At 44.6% G+C, this 22,808-nt stretch carries 24 protein-coding genes and 1 other annotated feature; of the genes, 17 read left to right on the forward strand and 7 right to left on the reverse strand.

Annotation, left to right across the window (positions count from 1 at the left end; genetic code table 11):
* Positions 1-111: 111 nt before the first annotated feature.
* The 3 genes from acsA to LQ247_RS17535 all read left to right on the forward strand — a co-directional run bounded on the left by acsA (position 112) and on the right by LQ247_RS17535 (position 3,716).
* Positions 112-1,830 (forward strand): acetate--CoA ligase, encoded by a 1,719-nt coding sequence (gene acsA / locus LQ247_RS17525; RefSeq protein WP_020452599.1) that lies wholly within the window; start codon positions 112-114, stop codon positions 1,828-1,830.
* Between the two features lie 53 nt (positions 1,831-1,883).
* Positions 1,884-2,124: a binding site (T-box leader), on the forward strand.
* Positions 2,125-2,172: 48 nt separating this feature from the next.
* On the forward strand, positions 2,173-3,438 hold the full coding sequence (gene tyrS, locus LQ247_RS17530; RefSeq protein WP_023855507.1) for a tyrosine--tRNA ligase: 1,266 nt from the start codon (positions 2,173-2,175) through the stop codon (positions 3,436-3,438).
* Between the two features lie 131 nt (positions 3,439-3,569).
* Positions 3,570-3,716 (forward strand): hypothetical protein, encoded by a 147-nt coding sequence (locus tag LQ247_RS17535; protein WP_186826137.1) that lies wholly within the window; start codon positions 3,570-3,572, stop codon positions 3,714-3,716.
* 49 nt (positions 3,717-3,765) lie between these two features.
* On the opposite strand, the gene LQ247_RS17540 is transcribed toward LQ247_RS17535, so the two are convergent.
* A complete protein-coding gene (locus tag LQ247_RS17540) occupies positions 3,766-4,185 on the reverse strand; it encodes an Lrp/AsnC family transcriptional regulator (protein ID WP_144499104.1) in 420 nt (139 codons plus the stop codon).
* Positions 4,186-4,317: 132 nt separating this feature from the next.
* Between LQ247_RS17540 and LQ247_RS17545 the strand changes: the two genes are divergently transcribed.
* Together LQ247_RS17545 and LQ247_RS17550 are read left to right on the forward strand one after the other, a co-directional pair.
* Positions 4,318-5,079, forward strand: a complete 762-nt coding sequence (locus LQ247_RS17545; protein ID WP_186439855.1) for an MBL fold metallo-hydrolase — start codon at positions 4,318-4,320, stop codon at positions 5,077-5,079.
* A gap of 481 nt (positions 5,080-5,560) precedes the next feature.
* Positions 5,561-5,998 carry a DUF805 domain-containing protein gene (locus tag LQ247_RS17550; RefSeq protein WP_026579070.1) on the forward strand — a complete coding sequence of 146 codons (438 nt, stop codon included), beginning with the start codon at positions 5,561-5,563 and terminating at the stop codon, positions 5,996-5,998.
* 275 nt (positions 5,999-6,273) lie between these two features.
* Here the strand turns inward: LQ247_RS17550 and LQ247_RS17555 are convergent, their stop codons facing one another.
* Positions 6,274-6,504, reverse strand: a complete 231-nt coding sequence (locus LQ247_RS17555) for a hypothetical protein (RefSeq protein WP_065643623.1) — start codon at positions 6,502-6,504, stop codon at positions 6,274-6,276.
* 109 nt (positions 6,505-6,613) lie between these two features.
* Here LQ247_RS17555 and LQ247_RS22090 point away from each other — a divergent pair, with 109 nt between their 5' ends.
* Complete coding sequence (locus tag LQ247_RS22090; protein WP_263432302.1) at positions 6,614-6,748, forward strand: hypothetical protein; 135 nt, start codon at positions 6,614-6,616, stop codon at positions 6,746-6,748.
* Between the two features lie 52 nt (positions 6,749-6,800).
* Here the strand turns inward: LQ247_RS22090 and rpsD are convergent, their stop codons facing one another.
* Positions 6,801-7,403: a 30S ribosomal protein S4 gene (gene rpsD, locus LQ247_RS17560; protein WP_020452596.1), complete on the reverse strand. Its 603-nt coding sequence runs from the start codon at positions 7,401-7,403 to the stop codon at positions 6,801-6,803.
* A 331-nt stretch (positions 7,404-7,734) separates the two neighbouring features.
* Between rpsD and LQ247_RS17565 the strand changes: the two genes are divergently transcribed.
* Complete coding sequence (locus LQ247_RS17565; RefSeq protein WP_095323539.1) at positions 7,735-9,435, forward strand: sensor domain-containing diguanylate cyclase; 1,701 nt, start codon at positions 7,735-7,737, stop codon at positions 9,433-9,435.
* Positions 9,436-9,448: 13 nt separating this feature from the next.
* Here the strand turns inward: LQ247_RS17565 and LQ247_RS17570 are convergent, their stop codons facing one another.
* Positions 9,449-9,943, reverse strand: coding sequence for a GAF domain-containing protein (locus LQ247_RS17570; RefSeq protein ID WP_020452594.1), 495 nt, complete (start codon positions 9,941-9,943; stop codon positions 9,449-9,451).
* A 129-nt stretch (positions 9,944-10,072) separates the two neighbouring features.
* Here LQ247_RS17570 and refZ point away from each other — a divergent pair, with 129 nt between their 5' ends.
* Positions 10,073-10,711 carry a forespore capture DNA-binding protein RefZ gene (gene refZ / locus LQ247_RS17575; protein WP_020452593.1) on the forward strand — a complete coding sequence of 213 codons (639 nt, stop codon included), beginning with the start codon at positions 10,073-10,075 and terminating at the stop codon, positions 10,709-10,711.
* On the opposite strand, the gene hisJ is transcribed toward refZ, so the two are convergent.
* On the reverse strand, positions 10,704-11,516 hold the full coding sequence (gene hisJ, locus LQ247_RS17580) for a histidinol-phosphatase HisJ (protein ID WP_020452592.1): 813 nt from the start codon (positions 11,514-11,516) through the stop codon (positions 10,704-10,706). The two genes, refZ and hisJ, sit on opposite strands and share 8 nt — an antisense overlap.
* Before the next feature lie 186 nt (positions 11,517-11,702).
* Here hisJ and ezrA point away from each other — a divergent pair, with 186 nt between their 5' ends.
* Positions 11,703-13,397 carry a septation ring formation regulator EzrA gene (gene ezrA / locus LQ247_RS17585; protein ID WP_216919786.1) on the forward strand — a complete coding sequence of 565 codons (1,695 nt, stop codon included), beginning with the start codon at positions 11,703-11,705 and terminating at the stop codon, positions 13,395-13,397.
* 107 nt (positions 13,398-13,504) lie between these two features.
* Here the strand turns inward: ezrA and brnQ are convergent, their stop codons facing one another.
* A complete protein-coding gene (brnQ, locus tag LQ247_RS17590) occupies positions 13,505-14,842 on the reverse strand; it encodes a branched-chain amino acid transport system II carrier protein (RefSeq protein WP_020452590.1) in 1,338 nt (445 codons plus the stop codon).
* Positions 14,843-15,036: 194 nt separating this feature from the next.
* Here brnQ and LQ247_RS17595 point away from each other — a divergent pair, with 194 nt between their 5' ends.
* The 6 genes from LQ247_RS17595 (at position 15,037) to LQ247_RS22095 (ending at position 20,158) form a co-directional block, all read left to right on the forward strand.
* Positions 15,037-16,179: a cysteine desulfurase family protein gene (locus LQ247_RS17595; RefSeq protein WP_231006352.1), complete on the forward strand. Its 1,143-nt coding sequence runs from the start codon at positions 15,037-15,039 to the stop codon at positions 16,177-16,179.
* A gap of 7 nt (positions 16,180-16,186) precedes the next feature.
* Complete coding sequence (gene thiI, locus LQ247_RS17600) at positions 16,187-17,392, forward strand: tRNA uracil 4-sulfurtransferase ThiI (protein WP_023855502.1); 1,206 nt, start codon at positions 16,187-16,189, stop codon at positions 17,390-17,392.
* A gap of 111 nt (positions 17,393-17,503) precedes the next feature.
* Complete coding sequence (locus LQ247_RS17605; RefSeq protein WP_003184396.1) at positions 17,504-17,716, forward strand: alpha/beta-type small acid-soluble spore protein; 213 nt, start codon at positions 17,504-17,506, stop codon at positions 17,714-17,716.
* A gap of 133 nt (positions 17,717-17,849) precedes the next feature.
* A complete protein-coding gene (gene mbcS / locus LQ247_RS17610) occupies positions 17,850-19,448 on the forward strand; it encodes an acyl-CoA synthetase MbcS (protein WP_035339327.1) in 1,599 nt (532 codons plus the stop codon).
* Between the two features lie 25 nt (positions 19,449-19,473).
* Entirely contained in the window at positions 19,474-19,902 is a 429-nt protein-coding gene (locus LQ247_RS17615) for a MarR family winged helix-turn-helix transcriptional regulator (RefSeq protein ID WP_020452586.1), read from the forward strand.
* A gap of 124 nt (positions 19,903-20,026) precedes the next feature.
* Positions 20,027-20,158 carry a hypothetical protein gene (locus LQ247_RS22095; protein WP_023855500.1) on the forward strand — a complete coding sequence of 44 codons (132 nt, stop codon included), beginning with the start codon at positions 20,027-20,029 and terminating at the stop codon, positions 20,156-20,158.
* Positions 20,159-20,175: 17 nt separating this feature from the next.
* Here the strand turns inward: LQ247_RS22095 and LQ247_RS17620 are convergent, their stop codons facing one another.
* On the reverse strand, positions 20,176-20,973 hold the full coding sequence (locus tag LQ247_RS17620) for an NAD kinase (RefSeq protein WP_020452585.1): 798 nt from the start codon (positions 20,971-20,973) through the stop codon (positions 20,176-20,178).
* Positions 20,974-21,166: 193 nt separating this feature from the next.
* On the opposite strand from LQ247_RS17620, the gene sppA reads away from it, so the two are divergent.
* Both sppA and LQ247_RS17630 read left to right on the forward strand, forming a co-directional pair.
* A complete protein-coding gene (sppA, locus tag LQ247_RS17625) occupies positions 21,167-22,174 on the forward strand; it encodes a signal peptide peptidase SppA (protein ID WP_020452584.1) in 1,008 nt (335 codons plus the stop codon).
* 15 nt (positions 22,175-22,189) lie between these two features.
* Complete coding sequence (locus LQ247_RS17630) at positions 22,190-22,708, forward strand: RDD family protein (RefSeq protein ID WP_039072911.1); 519 nt, start codon at positions 22,190-22,192, stop codon at positions 22,706-22,708.
* Positions 22,709-22,808 lie beyond the last annotated feature (100 nt).

The following is a 22,808-nucleotide window of genomic DNA, read 5'->3' on the forward strand; positions in this document are numbered from 1 at the left end:
ATACCAAAATATTAAGCGTTTTCATAGGATGGAAGAGTATTTTTTAAAAATTGAGAAAATAAAAAATCTATACTATAATATATTTTGATGAGCGAACAAAGGGGGATGGGCATGGAATTGAAAGCGTTGCCAGCAGAAAAGGGAAACTACAACTTGAAAGACTATGATGAAGCATACCGGACATTTGACTGGAAGGATGCCGAAAAACATTTTTCATGGCACAAAACGGGAAAAATCAATGCAGCTTATGAAGCGATCGACCGCCACGCTGAGTCAAATTTGAAAAATAAAGTGGCATTTTACTACAAAGATCCGGTCCGCGAAGAAAAGTACACCTTCAGAGAGATGAAAAATGAAACGAATAAAGCCGGGAATGTCTTAAAGCAGCATGCCAATGTGGGAAAGGGAGACCGTGTGTTTGTTTTTATGCCGAGATCACCCGAGCTTTATTTTATTCTTCTCGGCGCTGTCAAATTGGGAGCGATCGTCGGGCCGTTGTTTGAAGCATTTATGGAAGGCGCTGTCAAAGACAGGCTTTTAAACAGCGGAGCGAAGGTTATCGTGACGACGCCGGAATTGCTTGAACGGGTGCCGGCCGGTGAACTTCCGGATCTTGAATCAATCATTGTCGTTGGAGAAGGCGTAAAGGAAGAAGGGTCTGTCATCGATTATTACGCGAAAGCGGCTGAAGCAGATACTGATCTTGAGATTGAATGGATGGATCAGGAAGACGGGATGCTGCTTCACTATACATCGGGTTCGACCGGCGCGCCAAAAGGGGTTCTCCACGTCCACAAAGCAATGATTCAGCATTATCAAACAGCCAAATGGGTTCTTGATCTGCACGACGATGACATTTATTGGTGCACGGCTGATCCAGGCTGGGTTACCGGAACGGTCTACGGGATCTTCGGTCCGTGGCTGAATGGAGCAACGAATGTTGTCGTAGGCGGCAGATTCAGTCCCGAAGCATGGTACGAAACGATTGAAAAAATGGAAGTGACGGTATGGTACAGCGCGCCAACGGCTTTTCGGATGCTGATGGGTGCTGGCGACGATCTCGTAAACAAATATAATCTGAGCTCATTACGGCATATTTTAAGCGTAGGGGAGCCGTTAAATCCTGAAGTCATCAGATGGGGGCATAAAGTCTTCAGCAACCGGATTCATGATACATGGTGGATGACCGAAACAGGAGCGCAGCTCATCTGCAATTACCCGTGCATGGAAATTAAACCGGGATCGATGGGCAAGCCGATTCCAGGCGTAGAGGCTGCAATCGTCGATCACCAGGGAAATGAACTGCCTCCTTACAGAATGGGGAATCTCGCCATTAAAAAAGGCTGGCCGTCGATGATGCATTCGATCTGGAACAATCCTGAAAAATACAGCTCCTATTTTATGCCGGGGGATTGGTATGTGTCAGGAGATTCCGCCTACATGGATGAAGACGGATACTTCTGGTTCCAGGGAAGGATCGACGATGTCATCATGACATCGGGCGAGCGCGTCGGCCCGTTTGAAGTCGAAAGCAAGCTTGTTGAGCATCAAGCTGTCGCTGAAGCAGGCGTCATCGGCAAACCGGATCCCGTCCGCGGTGAAATTATTAAAGCATTTATCGCCTTGAGGGACGGTTATGAACCGTCAGATTCGTTAAAAGAGGAAATCAGGCAGTTCGTGAAACAAGGTTTGGCCGCACACGCCGCGCCAAGGGAAATCGAATTCAAGGATAAACTGCCGAAAACAAGAAGCGGAAAGATCATGAGACGCGTCCTGAAAGCTTGGGAGCTGAACCTTCCGGCAGGCGATCTCTCATCGATGGAAGACTGATGTCTCATTGACAATGCAAAAATATTATGTTAAAAAAGATTTAGTCGAATATTCAAAAGGTGAAGACTGAGATCAGTAAAACGCATCCTTCCCTGTCTTAGAGAGCTGATGGCCGGTGAAAATCAGCACATATGGATGGTTTGAATTACACTCACGAACCGCTTTTGCGAAAAAAGCCTCCCGGGCTTTGTGTAGCAGAAGAACGGAAGCTTTTCCGTTATCATTGAGAGTGAAAAGAGCGCGGCCATGCGTTCTTTTAAGCAGGGTGGTACCGCGATTTTTATCGTCCCTTCGTTTTTGCGAAGGGGCGTTTTATTTTTGGAAAAAAGGAGCTAAATGATGATGACACACTTACTTGATGATTTGTCCTTCAGGGGACTGATTCAGCAGCAAACCGATGAAGCAGGCTTGAGAGAACTGCTGGATAAAGAAAAAATCAGCTTATACTCCGGATTTGATCCGACAGCTGATAGTCTGCATATCGGACACCTGTTGCCAATATTAATGCTTCGCCGCTTTCAGCTGGCCGGACATCGTCCGATTGCGCTCGTAGGCGGAGCGACGGGCCTGATCGGCGATCCGAGCGGAAAGAAAGCGGAGCGCACGCTGAACAATGAAGAAATCGTCCGCGAATGGTCGCAGAAAATCAAAAACCAGCTTTCGCGTTTCCTGGATTTTGAAGCTGAAAAAAATCCGGCGATTATGGCGAACAACTATGACTGGATCGGCAAAATGAACGTCATTGATTTCCTGCGCGATGTCGGCAAAAACTTTGGAATCAATTACATGCTTGCCAAAGATACGGTAAGTTCCAGAATCGAGACGGGCATATCTTATACTGAATTCAGCTACATGATCCTGCAGTCTCTCGATTTCTTGAATTTGTACAGAAACCAGGAATGCAAGCTGCAGATCGGCGGAAGCGACCAGTGGGGCAATATCACGTCAGGTCTCGAGCTTATCCGCAAATCTGAAGAGAATGCAAAAGCTTTCGGATTGACGATTCCGCTTGTGACAAAAGCAGACGGCACGAAGTTCGGAAAAACGGAAGGCGGCGCGATCTGGCTTGATAAAGAGAAGACATCGGCATATGAGTTTTATCAGTTCTGGATCAATACCGACGACAGGGATGTCGTGAAATACTTAAAATACTTCACTTTCTTGTCCAAAGAAGAAATTGAAGATCTCGCTGAAAAAGCAGAGACGGCGCCTGAAAAACGCGAAGCGCAAAAGCGCCTCGCCGAAGAAGTGACCGTTCTTGTACACGGCCGTGAAGCGTTTGAGCAGGCCGTCAACATCTCAAAAGCACTCTTCAGCGGAGATATTAAACAGCTGACTGCTGAAGAAGTGAAGGTCGGCTTTAAAGGGGTTCCTTCCATGGAACTTGAGAAAGCGGATGAACTGCCTCTTGTTGAGGTGCTCGTCCAATCCAAGCTGTCTCCGTCTAAACGCCAGGCGCGCGAAGATATCACAAACGGCGCGGTATACGTTAACGGCGAGCGCCGCACCGATGTTGCGGACGTCCTCACCGGCGACGACCGCATCGAAGGACAGTTTACCGTCATTCGCCGCGGTAAAAAGAAATACTTCCTGCTGACTTATAAATAATCAAAAAGCTCTTGCCAAACGGCAAGGGTTTTTTTGTGTCCGTATGTTTCATGTATGTTCATTCAGGAAATGTCAAAAATATAGATGTAATAGGTAGAGCATTTCCATCGTTGAAGAGGGAGGAATGTAGCATGAACCTGTTCATTGCAGCCAAAGAAAAGTTTATGGAAGATTACAACAAGCAGCTGGAAACGGAACAAAAACAAGAGGCGCAGCAGTCAGCTGACGGATACAATCAATTGAATCAGACGGAAAACGCAGCAAAGCGGCTGAAGTAGAGGGTCTTTAGGGCCCTCTTTTTTATGAAAAAAGCGGACGGCGGATTCTTCACACGCCCGTTTTATTAATAACGATCGACAGTTTATAATTTGCATGATGGTTTAAGTCTGTTAAAAATTGATCCAACAGTTGATTTGACGGAAACTTGCATTCGAGAAGATAACAGCCGTCCCCGCTGATTTTATAGTTTTGAATGATGTATTTCTGCTGTGCTTTGATAAATGAAAGATAAGGCTTATGATAAGTGCTTTTTGTATAGATATTGATAAAAGCGTGAATAAAACACCCGAGTTTGTCTTGATTCACTTTTATGGTATAACCTTCAATCACTCCTTGATCCTCTAATTTTGCAACCCTTGAGGAAGCCGCCTGCCCTGTCAAATGAACTTTCTCTCCTAATTCCTTCATGGTCATCCGGCTGTTTTTTGATAATTCCTCTATGATTTGCCTGTCTGTATGATCCAGCATTTCATCAAATCCTCTCAAAAGAACGTTTTTCAAAAATCAAGTCAAATGCTAAAAAGACTTGACTATATCTATTTAAATGATGATCGGTCATAGTATAAACTAATCGTAAATAAAAGGAAAGGCATGATAACCATGGATATTCAACAAATTCGAAATGCAACATTAACCGTTAAATATGCTGGCAAAACATTTTTAATAGATCCGATGCTGGCTGAGAAAGGCACTTATCCTCCTTTTCCGAACTCAGCAAGACAAGATCAAAACAACCCTTTAGTCACCTTGCCTGTGCCAACCGACGAGCTCGTCAAGAATACCGACGCAGTCATCGTCACTCATCTGCATTTAGATCACTTTGACGATGCTGCCAAAGATCTGTTGCCGAAAGAAATCAAACTGTTTGTCCAAAATGAAGCAGATGCTGAGGAAGTGAGAAAAGCAGGTTTTCAAAATACAGTGGTTTTAACAAAAGATACGGTGTTTGAGGGGATTCAATTAATCAAGACAAAAGGCGAGCATGGACGAGGAGAGATAAAAAAGCTTGCCGGAGAAGTGTGCGGCGTTGTCTTCAAGCACTCAAAGGAGAAAACGCTGTATGTAGCAGGGGATACGGTTTGGTATGAAGGTGTCCGGGAAGAAATCGCTGCGCATCAGCCGGACATCATAGTCGTTAACGGAGGAGACAATCAATTCTTTGAAGGAGGGTCTCTCGTCATGGGGAAAGAGGATATTGCTGAAGTCTATCAAGCCGCTCCTGACGCCACAATCATTTCCAGTCATATGGAAGCTGTCAACCATTGGACTTTATCACGGGAAGAATTGAAGAGTTTCATTCAGGAAAAAGGAATGTCTTCACGTGTTTTTGTGCCGGATGACGGCGAATCTTACACATTTTAATATATGACAGGTCAAAGCCGTAAAAAACAGACAGTGAAATTTCTGTCTGTTTTTTTGACTTCTTCTTAGAGAACAAAGATCAATGCCTCCGGCGGGATTCGAACCCGCACTCCTCTCGTAAGCATAGGCTAGGGGAGAACACGCTTCCCTACGGACTTTCACCGACAGGAATTCCACCTGTCTCAGCTATTTGCTTTTCGGTGCTTCTGAAACCCTTGCCTTGCGACCCGTTCCTACAATGTTTTACGGCGCTCTTCCCTTCTAGAGCTACAGAGGCGAAATGGATGATTCATATTATACAGAAGCAATGGTGAAATGAGAACTGAAATTTTGAAAAGGCACAAGCTCAAATTCCAATTAAAAAAATGTTCCTCTAAGATGACTTGGGAGCATCCTTCAAGTAAATGGTCGATAATGATATTTTATGGTATAATTCATATGTTTTTCGCAAATTTATAGATTTGACAATGGAGGAACTTGTATGAAGTGGTTTTGGAAAGGCTTGAGGAATTATGCGAATTTTGAAGGGAGAGCAAGACGAAAGGAATATTGGTTGTTTCATTTGTTTAACGGTATCATATGTTTTATTTTATTTATCTTAACAGTAATGATCGTAAGTTTATTTATTTCAGGAATCATGACAGCGGAAGGATATGATGGATATCAAGTAGGATATATCATCGGGTATGGCGGTGGATTCCTCGGGTACGTCCTGATCTTAATTTATCAGTTGGCTGTTTTGGTGCCCTCTTTGGCTGTCAATGTCCGCAGGCTGCATGATACCGGAAGAAGCGGCTGGTGGATTTTAATTGGCTTGTTGCCGATTATCGGTGCTGTCATTCTGCTGATTTTTTACTGTCAGGCTGGCGAAACAAAAGAAAATCAATATGGACCAGATCCAAAAGTAAATGTATCGTAAATTGCACCCCAATTGTTAGACAATCATCTGGCGATTGGGGTTTTTTATAGTCTGAAGAAGACCGAAGGGGAACGACTGTTAACTTGATTTTTAATGAGAGATGCCCGTATTTCCGAAGATTGTTTGGCATATCAATTTCAGTGACGATTCAAGATGGTTTTGAGATACCGGAGACAGTCAAATGGGCGAGGCTAAAACAAAAGCAGTCACTGAAGTTCATGCCCCTCGTATCGCGGGACGGATCTTAGCCCTCATCGAAGCCTTCCGGGAGTTTTTTATAAATAAATCGCACACCATCCCGCTAACACCCCCATCACAAAGCAGTCGTTGCTGTCCATTTTCTTACCGTGTTTAACAAAGACATTCAAAGCCCAATTCAGTTTAGTGCCATCTTCAGTCTTTGCAACCCATTTTTTGCTGATATTGTAGTACATGACTTTGAAAATGGCGAATGCAGCTAAACAGAACAAGTAGAACAAGAGAAACTTACCAAAAAACATAAGCATTTGTTGGTCACTCCTCCGTTTTCATTCTTTAACCAACGATTTGATTTTACCGAATATATGTATAAGAGAAAAGGAGACGTTTGTCATATCTTGCTTGTGAGGAGGTATCTTGCAAGAAAAATCATCTATTAAAAACTTGACGCTTATGAGCTGGGTCCGTTTTATTCCCGGCTTATCAACAGCCCGCAATCTCCCCGAATCAACGGTGGAAGAAGAATACAACAAAAAACCCTGGAATCGCTGATATATCAACAATTCCAGGGTTTTTGCCAATGCTCTTTAAAGAGCATTTTCTATTAACGAGAGTAGAATTCAACGATCAATGCTTCGTTGATCTCAGCAGGAAGCTCAGAACGCTCTGGAAGGCGAGTTAGTGAACCTTCAAGCTTTTCAGCGTCAAAAGTCAGGTATTCAGGAACGAAGTTGTTCACTTCAACCGCTTCTTTAACTGCAGAAAGGTTTTGAGATTTTTCACGAAGTGAAATCGTTTGGCCAGGTTTAACTTGGTAAGACGGAATGTCAACGCGGCTTCCGTCAACAAGAATGTGACCGTGGTTTACCAATTGGCGTGCTTGGCGGCGAGTGCGCGCTAGGCCAAGACGGTAAACGATGTTGTCAAGACGTGCTTCAAGAAGAATCATGAAGTTTTCACCGTGTTTACCAGCCATTTTCGCAGCTTTGTCAAAAAGGTTGCGGAATTGGCGTTCGTTCACACCGTACATATGGCGAAGCTTTTGCTTTTCTTGCAATTGCAAACCATATTCTGATAGTTTTTTACGCTGTCCCGGACCGTGAGGACCTGGTGCGTAAGGACGTTTTTCTAATTCTTTACCCGTACCGCTCAAAGAGATGCCTAAACGGCGGGATAATTTCCAGCTTGGACCTGTATAGCGAGCCATAATGTGACTCCTCCTTTGGTTTTATTTTTGTGAAAATAAAACCCATCTGTTCAATTCAGCCATGTCCATTTTGTTTTCATGTATCCTCGCTCCAGCAGCAAAGAGTTACACGATACACCTTAATAGATAAGGAACAAAATGAAACACAGAAGCAGAACAAAAAGGCTGCATTATTTCACACAAAGAAGATTATATAATGTCCGCTGTGCAAAGTCAACCATTCATGGACTGTCCCAAAGAGCCTGAATCGTTAATAAGTATAAAGTCCTGTTTTTTATGATATAATCAGGAAAATAAAATACATAAAACGGATTTTTTTAAGGTGATGACCATGAACAAACAAACTGAAGACCTATATCTGTCTTTTCATCAGAAGCTGTTCCAATTTCTTTTAAAAAAGCCGGCCGTCTCGTACGATGACTCTGTTGCCTGGCTAAAAGCGGCAGCAGAGTCATTTTTTTCGTTTATATCTCTTACATTGCGTCCTTCTTCAAGTCCGCAGGGAGCGAACGGCCAAAGCGGCCAGATCAGCCGAGTTAATGATTATTATATCATTATAACAATAGAAGAAAACAGCAAATATATAGAACTTTTGTGTCAAAAGAATCATAAAGTACCAGAACGTCTTGCTGAATCCATCCGCCTGTTTTTAATGCATTGTCTGAAACTTGATGCATTATTTCATGAGGAGCTCAATAAAACAAAGATTTATGAAAAGACGGCGCTGCTGCATGAGCTGATGGATCAGGAGCAGGTGCTCAAGACAATGGTTGAAAGTTTAAGGGATGTTTTTCCTTTTTTGGCATATTGTCTTTTCTTGTCATACGATGAGGACCAATACATCAGCCTTCCTGCGATAGAGTTAGATGTGCAAAGCGAATCGACCGATTCTTTCGCCTTGGAGGCATACTTATCAGGACAGGCGAAGAGCAAAAATGAATCGGAAGTTTACATTCCGATTAAAGGCCGGCAGGGAACGTATGGCGTTTTGAAGGCTTTTGGACCAGGGGCTGCCGATACGGCAGCGGATATATGCATTATTTCGAATGCGGCAGGGAAAGCATTTGAAAATTCCCGGCTTTACGAACAGTCGCAGAATATGATTTCAAATTTGGAGCTGATTAATGAAACATCGCATCAGCTGAACCGGACGAAACGCCTCCCTGATATGATGAAGAGTTTGTCCGAAAGGCTGATCAGTTCATTTGGCGCCGAAGAGGTGGGCTTTTTTTATAAAAATCATTTGGACGAGGAAACCCTGCTGCCGGGAAGCACCAGTTTTTTTCAGACGGATGCGGCCCTTCCATATATCCGCTATGTTAAAGAAAAGATTTCAGAGGAAAACGGGGTATTTGTCGGAAACGGTTCTTCGTTTTTTGGAAATGACGGTTATGCTTCATTAATGGGCGTTCCGATGCTGGAGAATAATGAAAACAAAGGATTTGTCATCGTATTGAAAAAAAACGTCTGCTCTTTTTCATTTGAAATGTTTAAGCTGTTTCAGACGCTGATCAGGCATTCCACGCTCGCCGTGTCGAATTTGATGCTGCGTGACCGGCTGAAGTATCTTGTTCAAACAGACCGTTTGACAGAGCTTTACTCGAGAAGCTATTTCGATGAAAAAATCGGGTACAGTATGAAAGCGGATGAGAGCGGCGTACTCGTATTGATTGATATCGATGATTTTAAACAGATTAACGATACGTACGGCCATCAGAAAGGCGATGATATTCTCATTCAAGTCGCCAGGGTGATCCAGCGAAACATCCGCGACCAGGACGTCGCAGCAAGGTGGGGAGGAGAAGAGCTTGCGGTATACTTGCCGAAAGCAGGGCTGAACACCGGTGAAATGCTTGCTGAGAGGCTGATTACGCTTGTCAGGGAATGCACTGATCCAAAGGTGACGATTTCGTGCGGGGTATCCAATTGGTCTCAGGATCGTCCGAAATCTTTAACCTGCCTTTTTAAAGAGGCGGATGTCGCGCTGTACAATGCAAAGCGAAACGGGAAAAACAGGTTTATGACACATTAAAAAAGAGCCGGATTTACCGGCTCTTTTCGCTTAAACGCTCTCCAAGCATCTCTGTGAACTTTTTCAAATAATACTCATCTGTTTCATCGAAGCGGTTTTTAATCGGGCTGTCGATATCGAGCACTCCGATGATGTTCCCGTCCACTTCAAGCGGAACTACGATTTCGGATTGGGACGCCGCATCACACGCAATGTGTCCGGGGAACGCGTTCACATCTTCAACGCGCTCGACCCGGCCGTTTGTATAAGCGGTGCCGCAGACGCCTTTCCCGAACGGGATTCTTACGCATGCAGGAAGTCCCTGGAACGGCCCGAGCACAAGCTCGCCGTCTTTGGCAAAATAAAAACCCGCCCAGTTGATGTCTTCCAATGATTGATATAAAAGAGCGGAGGCGTTTGCTGTATTGGCGATCATATCAGGTTCGCCTTCTGTCAGCGCATCGATCTGTTTGAGGAGAAGCTCGTATTTTTTTTCTTTGCTGCCTTCTGTTTTTTCGACATGAAACATGATAATTTCCCTCGCTTTTTCTTTGAAATGGCAAAAACACGCTTGCCGTGATGCTATTTGTCGAGCACTTTTTACAGGAACAATTCCGCTTGAAGTGGAATTGTTTTAAGTAAGAAGGGGTGAAACAAGATGGGATCAAACGCTATTTCAACCACGAAGGACAGGATCATCGAATCTGCCGTGGAGCTGTTCAACCAAAAAGGTTTTTCAGGAACATCCGTCCGCGAAATTGCCCGAGCAGCCAATGTCAATGTCGCCCACATCTCCTATTATTTTAATGGAAAAGGCGGTTTAATGGAGCATTTGATATCCCGTTTTTATGAAGGCTATTTAAGAGTCCTTGAAAAGGGTTATGAACGCCTTCCGGATGCAGGTGCAACGGATTGCCTTCTTCAATTGGTTTTTGATATTCTATCGTATCAGCATGAGCACCGTCAATTAACTCGGTTTGTTTATCGCGAAGTCACGATTGATTCCACACTGAATCGCGAAGTGATGTCGACATATTTAACAAAAGAAAAGTACATTCTCCACCTGATCATTGAAAAGGGAAATGAGGACAATGAATTTTCCCGTTTTCCCCTTTCCCATTTTATGATTCAGCTGAAGTCGCTTTTAATGATGCCTTATCTGCAGCCTCAATATATTTCAGAAGTGCTGTATGTACAGCCGCACGAGCCGTACTTTTATCAGGCGTATTACAAGGAAGTCAAAACATGGCTTCTCAGTCTGTTGTACAGAGAAGGTCGGCAAGCCGCCGTTATTTAGCCAAGCGGCTCTCAAAATGTTCGTAACCAAATCCGGCATCCTCTGCTTGGTGGGCATCAGACCCAAAGACAAGCGGGATGTTTTTTTGTTCCGCTTCTTTTATCATCCATTCTTCCATATAGACGTCGCCTGCATAAGGCTTGCGGAGGCCGGACGTATTAAAGTCAAGTTCGTATCCGCGCTTTGCGGCTTCATCCAAACAGGAAGAGACCGATTTTCTGACGCTTTCTGACATCGAATACGGAAACAGCTTCACAAATTTTTTCGCCAGCGTGATGTGGCCGATTCGTTTTGGCTTAAATGCTCCCAGCGGTGATACAATGGAAGAATAAATTTCGTCATAATAGGCGAGATAGACCTGTTCTGTGCTGCCGTAGCAGCCGATCAGCTGTTGAAACGCTTTTTCATCGTAGTCAAGGCAGATGTGCGATGATCCGGCCGGCAAAAAATGAACGGAAAGAATGCTGTCGTCAAGATGCGTGCCGTATTGATCGAGAAAAGCTTTCGTTTCGTGTTCAAAGGTGCGGATATAATCGACTTCAAGACCGATTAAAACGTCGAGCTGTCCTTTGTACTCTTCCTTCAGTTCGGTCAGCCGTTCAATATAGCGGTCCAGCTCGGAGATCGGCATGGCGCTGTCTTTCTCCGGGGTCGGATCCATGAATGAAGGCGGAAGCGGCGCATGCTCGGTGAAGGATACGGATCGGAAGCCTTTTTTGCATAATTCTTCTATATAATATCTGAATTCGTCTTTTGATCCGTGCGGACAAAAGGGAGAATGAACATGACCGTCTCGTTTCAGCATGATGTCACCCCGTAAAAAAATAGTCAGATGTTGTCACTTTGATGTAAAAAAATTAAAAATTCTGCTCAAAAAATGTTGGTTACATGGTATCATAAGAACAATGAAAACGATAGTTTAACTTCATTTTTACATAACAATTTCAAATACATACCCTGACAGAACAGATAAACAGCAAGGGGGCTCATTATGGAGTTTGTCATTGGCTTACTGGCGTTATTTTTAATCTTATTCGCTACGGGCTACTTATTCAGAAAAAATATATATAAAGAGATCGACCGTTTAGAAGCTTGGAAAATCGAAATCATGAACCGATCGATCGTGGAAGAGATGTCAAAAATCAAGCATCTGAAAATGACGGGGCAGACTGAGGAATTCTTTGAAAGGTGGCGCCGGGAATGGGATGAAATCGTCACCTCGCATATGCCCAAAGTCGAAGAGCTTCTGTTTGAAGCCGAGGATTGCGCCGACAAATACCGTTTTCAAAAATCGAAACAGGTGCTCGCGCATATTGAGAATCTTTTATCAGCGGCTGAATCCAACATTGAAGACATCTTAAAGGAAATCGCCGATCTTGTCTCGAGCGAAGAGCAGAACCGCAAAGAAATCGAAGAGGTAAAAGAACGGTATACAAAAGTGCGGAAAAACCTTTTGGCATACAGTCACCTGTACGGAGACCTCTATGAGAAAATTGAAACCGACCTCGATACCGTGTGGGAAGGCATTAAACAGTTTGAAGAGGAAACAGAAGGCGGAAATTATATAGAAGCCAGAAAGGTGCTGCTCGCCCAAGACCGTTTGCTTGAAGAGCTTCAATCATACATAGACGATGTGCCGAAACTGCTTGCAAGCTGCAAGCAGACCGTTCCGCAGGAACTCGCCAAATTGAAAGCCGGCTATCAGGAAATGATCGATAAAGGGTACAAGCTCGATCATATTCAAGTGGAGAAGGAGCTCGAAAACCTTTTGAAAGAATTGAAGCGTGCTGAAGGTGCGCTTTTGGACGAACTTGATTTAGAAGAAGCCGCCGCAATCGTGCAGATGATTGATGAAACGATCCAGACGCTGTATAACCAGCTGGAGCATGAAGTCGAAGCAGGGCAGGAAATTTTGGGGAAAGTGCCTGAGCTTGCCGCTGCATTGGAAAAGCTTGAAGCCTCCAAAAAGGATACCGAAGCTGAAACCGAACTCGTCAAGAAAGGCTACAGACTGACAACCGGAGAACTGGAGAAACAGCAGTCATACGAAAAGCGCCTTGAAATGATCGAAAAGCAGTTCGAACAAGTGAAAGAAAGGCTTGATCAGAAACATGTCGCCTACTCGCTGTTAAAGGAAGAGCTTGCGGATATCGAAAAGCAGATGGAAGCCGCTCAACGGGAGCATGACGAATACAGGGACATGCTGCAAATGCTGAGAAAAGAAGAGCTTCAGGCAAGAGAGCTTCTCAAGCAATTAAAGCAGACGATCAAGGATACGGCGCGGAGCCTGGAGAAAAGCAATGTTCCAGGGATTCCGGAAGCCATAACCGAAAAGATCCGGCAGTCGCAGACGACTGTGCAGAAAGTGACAGAACAGCTGAATGAGCTGCCGCTGAACATGGATGCGGTGAACGAACGCCTTCAAGAGGCGGAACAGCTTGTCACAGAAGTGAAAACAAAGACGGATGAACTGGTTGAAATGGTTTTGCTGATCGAACGCATCATCCAATATGGCAACCGCTTCAGAAGCCAGGACCGGATTCTTTCCGAACAGCTGAAAGAAGCAGAGAAAAGTTTTTATGCATATCAGTATGAAGAGGCTTACGACATTGCCGCCAGAGCGGTCGAAAAAGCGTCGCCGGGAGCAGTTGCCCGGCTTGCAGCGGACGCGAAGCAGCCTGAATAGAGCAAAAACCCGGCACGTGAAAAGGCGTGTCGGGTTTTTTTGTCTATAGCTGCAATGAAAAATAAAAAAACCGGCCCTGTTTAAAAACAGAGCCGGTTTTTAAAAGATCAGCTGACTTTCTTTAATTTGTCTTTCGGCGAAGCGATGAAAAATGTCACAATGTAACCGATCACCGCGCCGATAACAGCCGGAATGACCCAGCCGACACCCATGCTGAACAGCGGGATGTTCGCTTTTAAGATATCGTTTACCGGACCCAGCGGAATTTTCGCCGCGTTTAATCCGTCGATGATGCTTAAAATTCCAGTCGGGATAAGGGCACCGATATAGACTTCGCGTCGTTCAGCAAACAGCTTGTCAATGAAAGAGAGCAAAACGACGACGATCGCAAGCGGATAAATCGCCGACAGAATCGGAACTGAAAACGAGATGATTTCTGTCAGTCCGAAATTGGCAATCACAAGGCTGAAAAGCGTCACGATGATGACAACAGCTTTGTAAGAGAGCTTCGGAATCAGCTTTGAAAAATACTCTCCGCAAGAGGAAACGAGTCCGACGCTCGTCGTCAGGCAGGCGAACAAGATCGCGATACCGAGCACGGCATTTCCAAGCGAGCCGAATAAATACGCGGAAGCTTTGGACAATATTTCGCCGCCGTTGTTGAGCGAACCGACGGTTTCAACACTTGTCGCCCCTAAATAAGCGAGAGAAACATAAACGAGTCCGAGACCGACTGCAGCGACGATCCCCGCTTTGATGCATGAAGCGGCGATTGACTTTGGATTTGTAACGCCGCGGTCTTTAATCGCGGTAATAACGACAATTCCAAATACGATTGAAGCGATCGCATCCATCGTTTTATATCCTTCTAAAAATCCGACAAACAGAGGTGCGGATTGATAGGCCTCTGTCACAGAGCCGATGCTGCCCATCGGGGTGATAAACGCTTTGATGACTAATATTGCGATTACAGTCAATAATATCGGTGTTAAAATTTTACCGATGCGGTCAACAAGCTTGCTTGGGTTTAAAGCCAGGAAATAAGTGATTCCGAAAAATATCAGGGTAAAGATAAACAGATAAAGACTTGATGAATGTTTCCCTAAAAACGGCTCCACCGCTATCACGTATGAAACATTTCCTGTCCTCGGAATAGCAAACAAAGGTCCGATCGTCAAATAAATGCTGACGATTAATATCGTGCCGAAGACCGGATGGGCTTTGTCAGCTAGGCCTTTTGCACTCCCTTTTAGAGCAACCGCGATGACGCCGAGCAGCGGAAGACCGACGCCTGTCAGCAAGAATCCGATGATAGCCGGCCAAACATTCTCTCCGGCAGCTTGACCGAGCTGGGGAGGAAAAATCATATTTCCCGCTCCGAAAAAGAGGGCGAACAGCATAAGTCCAATCGCCGTCGTTTCCTTAGCGGATAGTGAAGTTTTCATTAAAAAGAACCTCCTGGTTTGTTGTTTAAATTTTCTGTCAATTTATTTTCGTGATATAATATGACAAAAGTCCAAAGACTATTATATTTTAAAAATCAGAGAAGTCAAACATTTATTTTTAATTTTCAATTACAAGTTGATATGATAACATATACAGTCATGAAAAAGAACGTTCATTTTTAAAGGAGTAGATCATGATTTATCTTGATAATAGTTCAACAACAAAACCATATCCTGAATTATTACAAATTTATGAACAATTAAATCAGCGCTTCTTCGGCAACCCGTCGTCGCTGCACCGCCACGGCATTGAAGCGGATCAATTGCTTTCAGAAGCAAGGAAACAGATCAAAACGGCGCTTTCGCTAAAAAGTCATGATATCGTGTTTACGTCCGGGGCTTCAGAAGCCAACAACATGGCGCTGAAAGGCATTGCTTTGGCACATATGCAAAAAGGAAAACATATTATTGCTTCCTCCATTGAACATCCGTCTGTGACGGAATCTTTGGAGCAGCTGAAGACAGCCTTCGGCTTTGAGGTTACATATCTTCCTGTCGACAGCCGCGGATTTGTTTCGCTTGAAGATCTGAAACAAGCGCTCCGCAAAGACACGATTCTGGTGAGCATCATGCACGTCAACAATGAAACAGGTGTCATCCAGCCTGTGGAAGACATCGGCAAAATCGTAAAAGAAAACACAAGGGCATACTTTCATGTTGATCACGTTCAAGGCATTAACAAGGTTCCGCTGGACATCTCCGCGGACATTGACCTTTGTACGATATCGGGCCATAAATTTCACGGCTTAAAAGGAACAGGAGCGCTCATTCTGAACGAACGGATTTCGCTTTTTCCTTTGATTTCCGGAGGAGAACAGCAGAACAACAGGCGTGCCGGAACTGAAAATACCGCCGGCGCTGTTACGCTTGCAAAAGCGATCAATATGTCAAAACAGGATTATAACCATTATATAGAAGAAATAAAGGCGGCAAAATTGGCTTTTATCAAGGAGCTAAAAGAGCTAAAAGGTGTTATATTAAATACGCCGGAAGAAAACAGCGCGCCGCATATCATTAATTTTTCCGTGCCGGGATTGAAGGCCGAGGTCCTTTTGCATATGCTAGAAGAGCGGGGTATTTTCGTATCGACGACATCAGCATGCTCTTCAAAACAGCATAAGCCGAGCAAGGTGCTTTTAGCAATGGGAAAAGGTGAAGATGCAGCGGCAAGCAGCATCAGAATCAGTATGACATACCGGGACAATCAGGAGATTGTCGGCCCGTTTATGACGGCCTTAAAAGAAAGTTTACACAAACTAAAAGGAATTATGAGGTAGAGACACAATGAATGAAGACTATATTTTAATCAGATTTGGCGAAATTTCAACAAAAGGAAAGAACAGAAAGCTTTTTGTCGATCGCCTGAAAAGAAATATCAAAATGGTCTTGCGCGATTTCCGCAACGTCCGTTATGAGTCAACACGTGACAGGATGACTCTCGTATTAAACGGAGAAGACGCGGAAGCCGTAATGGCCCGTCTGAAAAACGTTTTCGGCATCCAATCGTTCAGTCTTGCCGTGAAGTGCCGGACAGATCTGGAAAGCATTAAAGAGACGGCGCTCGCGTCTGTTCAAGAACAATACAAGCCCGGAGATACCTTTAAAGTATCGACGAAAAGGGCTTACAAGCAGTTTGAATTAAATACAAATGAGATGAATGCCGAAATCGGCGGACACATTTTGCGCAACACCGATGATCTTACCGTTGACGTTCATTCCCCGGACATCCATTTGCGGATCGAAATTCGGGAAGATGCTACGTATTTGACATTCCGGGATGAAAAAGGTGCGGGCGGACTGCCGGTCGGAAGCGGAGGAAAAGCGATGCTTATGATATCCGGCGGAATTGACAGCCCTGTTGCCGGGTTCTATGCCATGAAGCGCGGGCTTGAGATCGAAGCTGTTCACTTTTTCAGCCCGCCATATACAAGCGAACGGGCCAAGCAAAAAGTGATTGATCTCACTAAACGCCTTACGGCTTTCGGCGGAGACATCAAGCTTCATATCGTTCCGTTTACGAAAACCCAAGAGCTCATTCAAAAGCAGATTCCCGAAAACTATTCCATGACGGCGACCAGAAGGCTGATGCTGCAGATCGCCGACAAACTGCGCGAACGACATAACGCGCTTGCCGTTTTTACAGGAGAAAGCCTCGGCCAGGTGGCAAGCCAGACGCTCGAAAGCATGTATGCCATCAACGCGGTCACGAGCACGCCGGTTTTGCGCCCTTTAATCGGCATGGATAAGACGGAAATCATCGAAAAAGCGAAGGAAATCGATACGTACGATATCAGCATACGTCCGTACGAAGACTGCTGCACGATCTTCACGCCTTCTGCGCCGAAAACGCGTCCGAAAAAAGAAAAAATCGAACACTTTGAAAGCTACACAGATTTCGAACCGCTCATCAACGAAGCTGTGGAGAACACAGAAACGATTGTTTTGAGCAGCAAAGCGGAAACGAAAGATCAATTTGCGGACTTTTTCTAAAGGAATATTCGATCAAACGCCTTTGTCTGTTTTTGCATACAATTACCAAACATTCTTTGTATGAAGTCATGTGTTTTTACACAATCTATACTCACAAGGAGGTGAGAACACATGGCTCAAAACAACAGACAAAGCAGTTCTAACCAACTATTGGTTCCTGGTGCTGCTCAAGCTATCGACCAAATGAAATTCGAAATTGCTTCTGAATTTGGCGTTAACCTTGGAGCAGAAACTACTTCTCGTGCAAACGGTTCAGTTGGAGGAGAAATCACTAAGCGTTTAGTTTCTTTCGCTCAACAGCAAATGGGTGGAACACAACAATAATTAAAATTAAAAAGCAATGGATAATGGGTGGGGTTTAATCCCCACTCTTTTTTATGTTCTGCAAAATAGGCATTTCGGAATACAATTGTATGAAAGGATTATGTATAATAAAAAGATGGCACAAGACAAGGAGATGGATGGGTTGAGAAGAGAAGATTTGATTGCGCCGGAGAAGTATAACGCGGTTGATGAAATTGAAAAATTTAAATCTTCCCGTGATAAAACCGCTTTGATCTGGGAAGATGAATCAGGACGTCAAGTGTCTTGGACTTATGAAAAATTAATTGAAAGGGCTTACAAAATCGGCAGCATATTGACCCGTTCTGGACTGAAAAAAGGTGACAAGCTTATCGTGATGATGCCGCGGATCCCGGAGACGTATGCCGTCTACATGGCCATTTTAAAAGCCGGAATGGTGGTCATCCCATGTTCCGAAATGCTCCGGGCGAAAGACTTGGATTACAGGATCAAGCATGCCGGCGTCAAAGGAGCCGTCGTATATTCAGCATTTCTTGATGCTTTTCTAGATGTTCAAGCAAAAGATGAGCTGTCGTTATTTGCCGTCGGTGAAAGCAGAGAAGGGTGGATCAACCTGCTTGAAGAAATGAATCAGGCCGTTGCCGCGGATTTTCAAGCGGCTGATACCTCTCGCGATGACATCGCATTTTTATCTTACACATCAGGCACGACCGGTCAGCCAAAAGGAGTTGTACATACACACGGCTGGGCTTATGCTCACTTAAGAACGACAGCTTCCGCATGGCTTGATATTTCAGAAGGGGATCTCGTCTGGGCAACAGCGGGGCCGGGCTGGCAAAAATGGGTATGGAGCCCGTTTTTAGCAGTGCTCGGCAGCGGTGCAGCCGGCTTTATCTATCACGGGAAATTTACGCCGGAAACGTATTTGCAGCTGATTGAGCGCCATCAAATCAATGTGCTGTGCTGTACGCCGACAGAGTATCGATTCATGGCGAAAGTCAATGATTTGTCCCGCTTTGACCTGTCTTCTCTGCACAGCGCTGTTTCGGCCGGGGAGCCGTTGAACAGGGAAGTCATTGATACATTTAAAAAGCATTTTCATATTGATGTGCGGGACGGATACGGACAAACGGAAAGCACGCTGTTGGTGGGGATTTTAAAAGGAATGAAAATCAAGCCTGGAAGCATGGGAAAACCGACGCCTGGAAACCTGGTTGATATTATAGACGGGAATGGAAAGAGCTGTCCGCCGGGCGTAACGGGCGATATCGCCGTCCACTTAAGCACGCCGGCACTCTTTAAAGAATATTACAAAGATCAAGAACGAACGCTCCGCCAAAGAAGAGGAGATTACTTTATAACAGGGGATAAGGCGCGAAAGGATGAAGACGGCTATTTCTGGTTTGAAAGCCGCAATGACGATGTGATCATCAGTTCAGGATATACAATCGGCCCGTTTGAAGTTGAAGATGCACTGATCAAGCATCCTGAGGTCAAAGAATGTGCTGTTGTGGCAAGCCCTGACGAAATCAGGGGATCGATCGTGAAAGCATATGTTGTCTTAAAGGATCGATCCCGCGGAAATGAACAACTGACAAAGGAATTGCAAAACCATGTAAAAGCCATGACGGCCCCTTATAAATACCCCCGGGAGATAGAATTCATCGAAGAACTGCCGAAAACGCCATCGGCGAAAATTAAGCGCTTTGAACTAAGACAACGGGAAATCGTTCTTAAAACAAAAGCTGAATAACCACACAAGAGGGGGGGAATATCCTTTGGGGCATGACTCACTCCGAAACATCGAGAAGGAAATCGCGCTTTTAGTCCGTCTGACGACGGCCTACAGTCCGCGGTTCGGAAGTCTGGACCGCTCGGAATATCTGCTGTTAAGCGAGCTTGATAAGCAAAGTCCTCTTGCCATCAACTCGCTGGCTGAAACCTTAATGCTGAATCTTTCGACAGCGAGCAGACAGGTTGCAGCATTGGAACGGAAAAAGCTCATCAGGCGTTTTCCCGATCCCAACAACGGCCGGATCAGCCTTGTAGAAATGACTTCAGAGGGCATTGATACTCTGAAAAAAGTGCAAAAGGCTCGCTATCATGTATACACGGAGGTTCTTCAAGACTGGACAAAAGAAGAACTGAGCACATTGGAAACTCATTTGATCAGACTGAATCAGGATTTTAAAAAGTGGAGCAAATAATCGGCTAAAGGCTGTTGGTCAGACGATCACCAGCCTTTTTCTTTTTAATCTGTTGATTTATAGAAAAAAGGATGCGTAATACAACTTGTAATACGATATATAAAAACCGGAAGGAGGAGCACTTTTGAGGCAATCCGATGTGTCGATATTAAATTCGTCCGCCAAAGTGCTTGCTACCCGGCATGAATGCGGAAATGAAAATTTCGTGATAAACAACCGCAAAAAAGAGCAGGAAGAACATCCCGCTCTTTATTAATGAAAAGGTTTTCAAAATTATAGAAATGTGCGCCTTACTTTTTCCCAAAACGAATTGTCTTTTAATTTAATGGTTTTGATCATCTTGCCTGAGAGGCTGACTTCGACTTCTTTTACATGCATCGTACTGAAGGCTTCGTTATCAAGGCCGATGATCGGATAGTCGTTCCCGTCTTGGACGATTTTTAATGTCAGCTTTCGATCCGCACTTAAAATAAACGGAGATCCGAGCGTTCTGTATGTGTTGTTGTTCAATGAAGCGAGCTCTGTCACCTGTATGCATGGAAGCAGCGGATCAACGACGGCCCCTTCAACCGATTTGTTATACGCGGTGCTTCCGGTCGGAGTGGACACGATCATTCCGTCCCCGCGGAATGTTTCAAAGTGAAGATCATCAATATAAACGTCCATCACAAATGTTTTAATAATGCTTGAACGGATGGATACCTCATTCAGACATTGAAAGCTTGTCCCGTCAACGGTTACATCGATCAGCGGATATTTTCTGACCTCGATTTGTTCAGAGTTTGTCGCTTCAATCATTTTATCGGTATCATGTATATTAAAATCCGCATACAAATGAGCTTTCCCCTTTTTGGCCACGCCTACGTACAGGCAGTCATCCCTGAAATTCGTCTTTCGAACCGCCTGCAAAAATGTCCCGTCGCCGCCGATGCTTGCGATAATATTGGCTTCATTGTGGTGGTGAACGACGCGAAATCCGTGTTCTTCTGCAAGGTGTTTCAGTTTTTTGCACTGCTCGTCGGTTTCTTCGCTTTTTTTGTAAAAGAAATAAATGTTCCGGCGGTCTGTCACAATCATTCTCCCCTTTGTCTGTTAAGTTTAGATTTTTCTGCCATCTAACATGTATGTTAAAATGACCTGTGACCCTTAGTTTACCATGTCCAAAAACTTCTTGTATATGAAGCGGCATCATACTGAACTTTTTCTCTTCATATACGTACTAAGACATGCAGCTTTTTTTATTCAAAGGAGGAGAACAGACAAAATGAATGCGAAAAGATGGATCGCACTTGTCATCGCGCTGGGCGTTTTTGCGTTATCTGCGGTGGTGAGCCTTTTGCTAGCAGTATTTGACACGATGGGGAATGACGGAAAGATGCAGTTTGGCCTTAATGACACCCAGGAAGAAACGGTGCTTGAAGAAGGAAACAGCTCAAGAAAAATCGCCGTGCTTGAAGTGAACGGAACGATTTCCGACAATGGCGGCGCTTCTGGCTTGTTCAGCTCTGAAGGCTATAACCACAGATCGTTTTTGCAAATGCTTGAAAAAGCAAAAGACGACTCTGCTGTAAAGGGCATTATTCTGCGCGTCAATTCTCCGGGTGGCGGAGTATACGAAAGCGCCGAAATACATAAGAAGCTTGAAGAGATCAAAAAAGATACGAAAAAACCGATTTACGTATCAATGGGCTCGATGGCTGCATCTGGAGGCTATTACATTTCAACGCCTGCCGACAAAATCTTTGCAGCGCCGGACACGCTGACGGGTTCACTAGGGGTCATCATGGAAAGCCTTAACTACAGCAAGCTTGCAGAAAAGCTTGGATTGAAAACGGAAACGATCAAAAGCGGTGAGTTTAAAGACATCATGTCACCGACGCGCGATATGACGAAAAAAGAAAGAGAAATCATGCAGTCAATGGTCGATGACGCGTACGAAGGATTTGTCGATGTTATAGCCGACGGACGCAGCATGTCCGAAAATGACGTGAAAAAAATTGCCGACGGACGCGTTTATGACGGCCGCCAGGCGAAACAGAACCATCTCATTGATGAGCTCGGCTACTATGAGGATGCGGTCAAAGCGATGAAAAAAGACCACAAAAACCTTGCCGGAGCGTCTGTTGTCAGCTATGAAGAATCGGCCGGCCTTGCGTCGCTCTTTTCGATGACTGCAAATAAGATGTTTAAAAGCGAAGCCGATTTCTTAAACATTAAAGAAGCAATTTCTCAATCCGGCGCACCGAGACTCATGTATTTATACGCTAAATAGGAGGGGACCGAAAAAATGGATGTGACTTATGATGGAAAGGATCATAATGAATTATCACCGGACGCCGGTGTTTCCAGGGAAGAATCGGCCCCGCATGTAGAGCATGCATATGCCGGTTTTTGGATCAGGCTGTTTGCCTTTCTGCTTGACGGGATTGTTGTCGGCAGCATCAACAAATTAGCGGTTTCACCTGTTTTCAGCCTGCTGAATCTCCCTAAAGAATCAGGGTTTTTCACCTTTTCGCTTTATTCTTTTGTAACGGCGGCAGTATTTTTCGCTTATTTCGTCCTGATGACGAAGTATTTCGGACAGACGTTGGGCAAGATGGTATTCGGGCTGAAGGTCGTGTCGCTTGCCCCGGAAAAAGGGCTGACATGGGATGTGATCTTGTTTAGGGAGCTTATCGGCCGCTATATCAACAGTTTGTATATTACGTATCTCGTTGCTGCATTTTCGCCAAAGAAACAGGGGATTCACGATTTCTTTGCGGACACGGCGGTTATTCATGAAAAGCTGTATCGAAAAAAAGACTGAGCGTATCAAACCCGGCTGCTGAAAGACAGCCGGGTTTTTTTGCTGCCTGGAATAAGCTCCGTCTATGTTTATTTTTTCAAATTTCTTCCTATAATGATTA

This window comes from Bacillus sp. BS3(2021), from assembly GCF_021043345.1.
GTDB lineage: Bacteria > Bacillota > Bacilli > Bacillales > Bacillaceae > Bacillus > Bacillus paralicheniformis.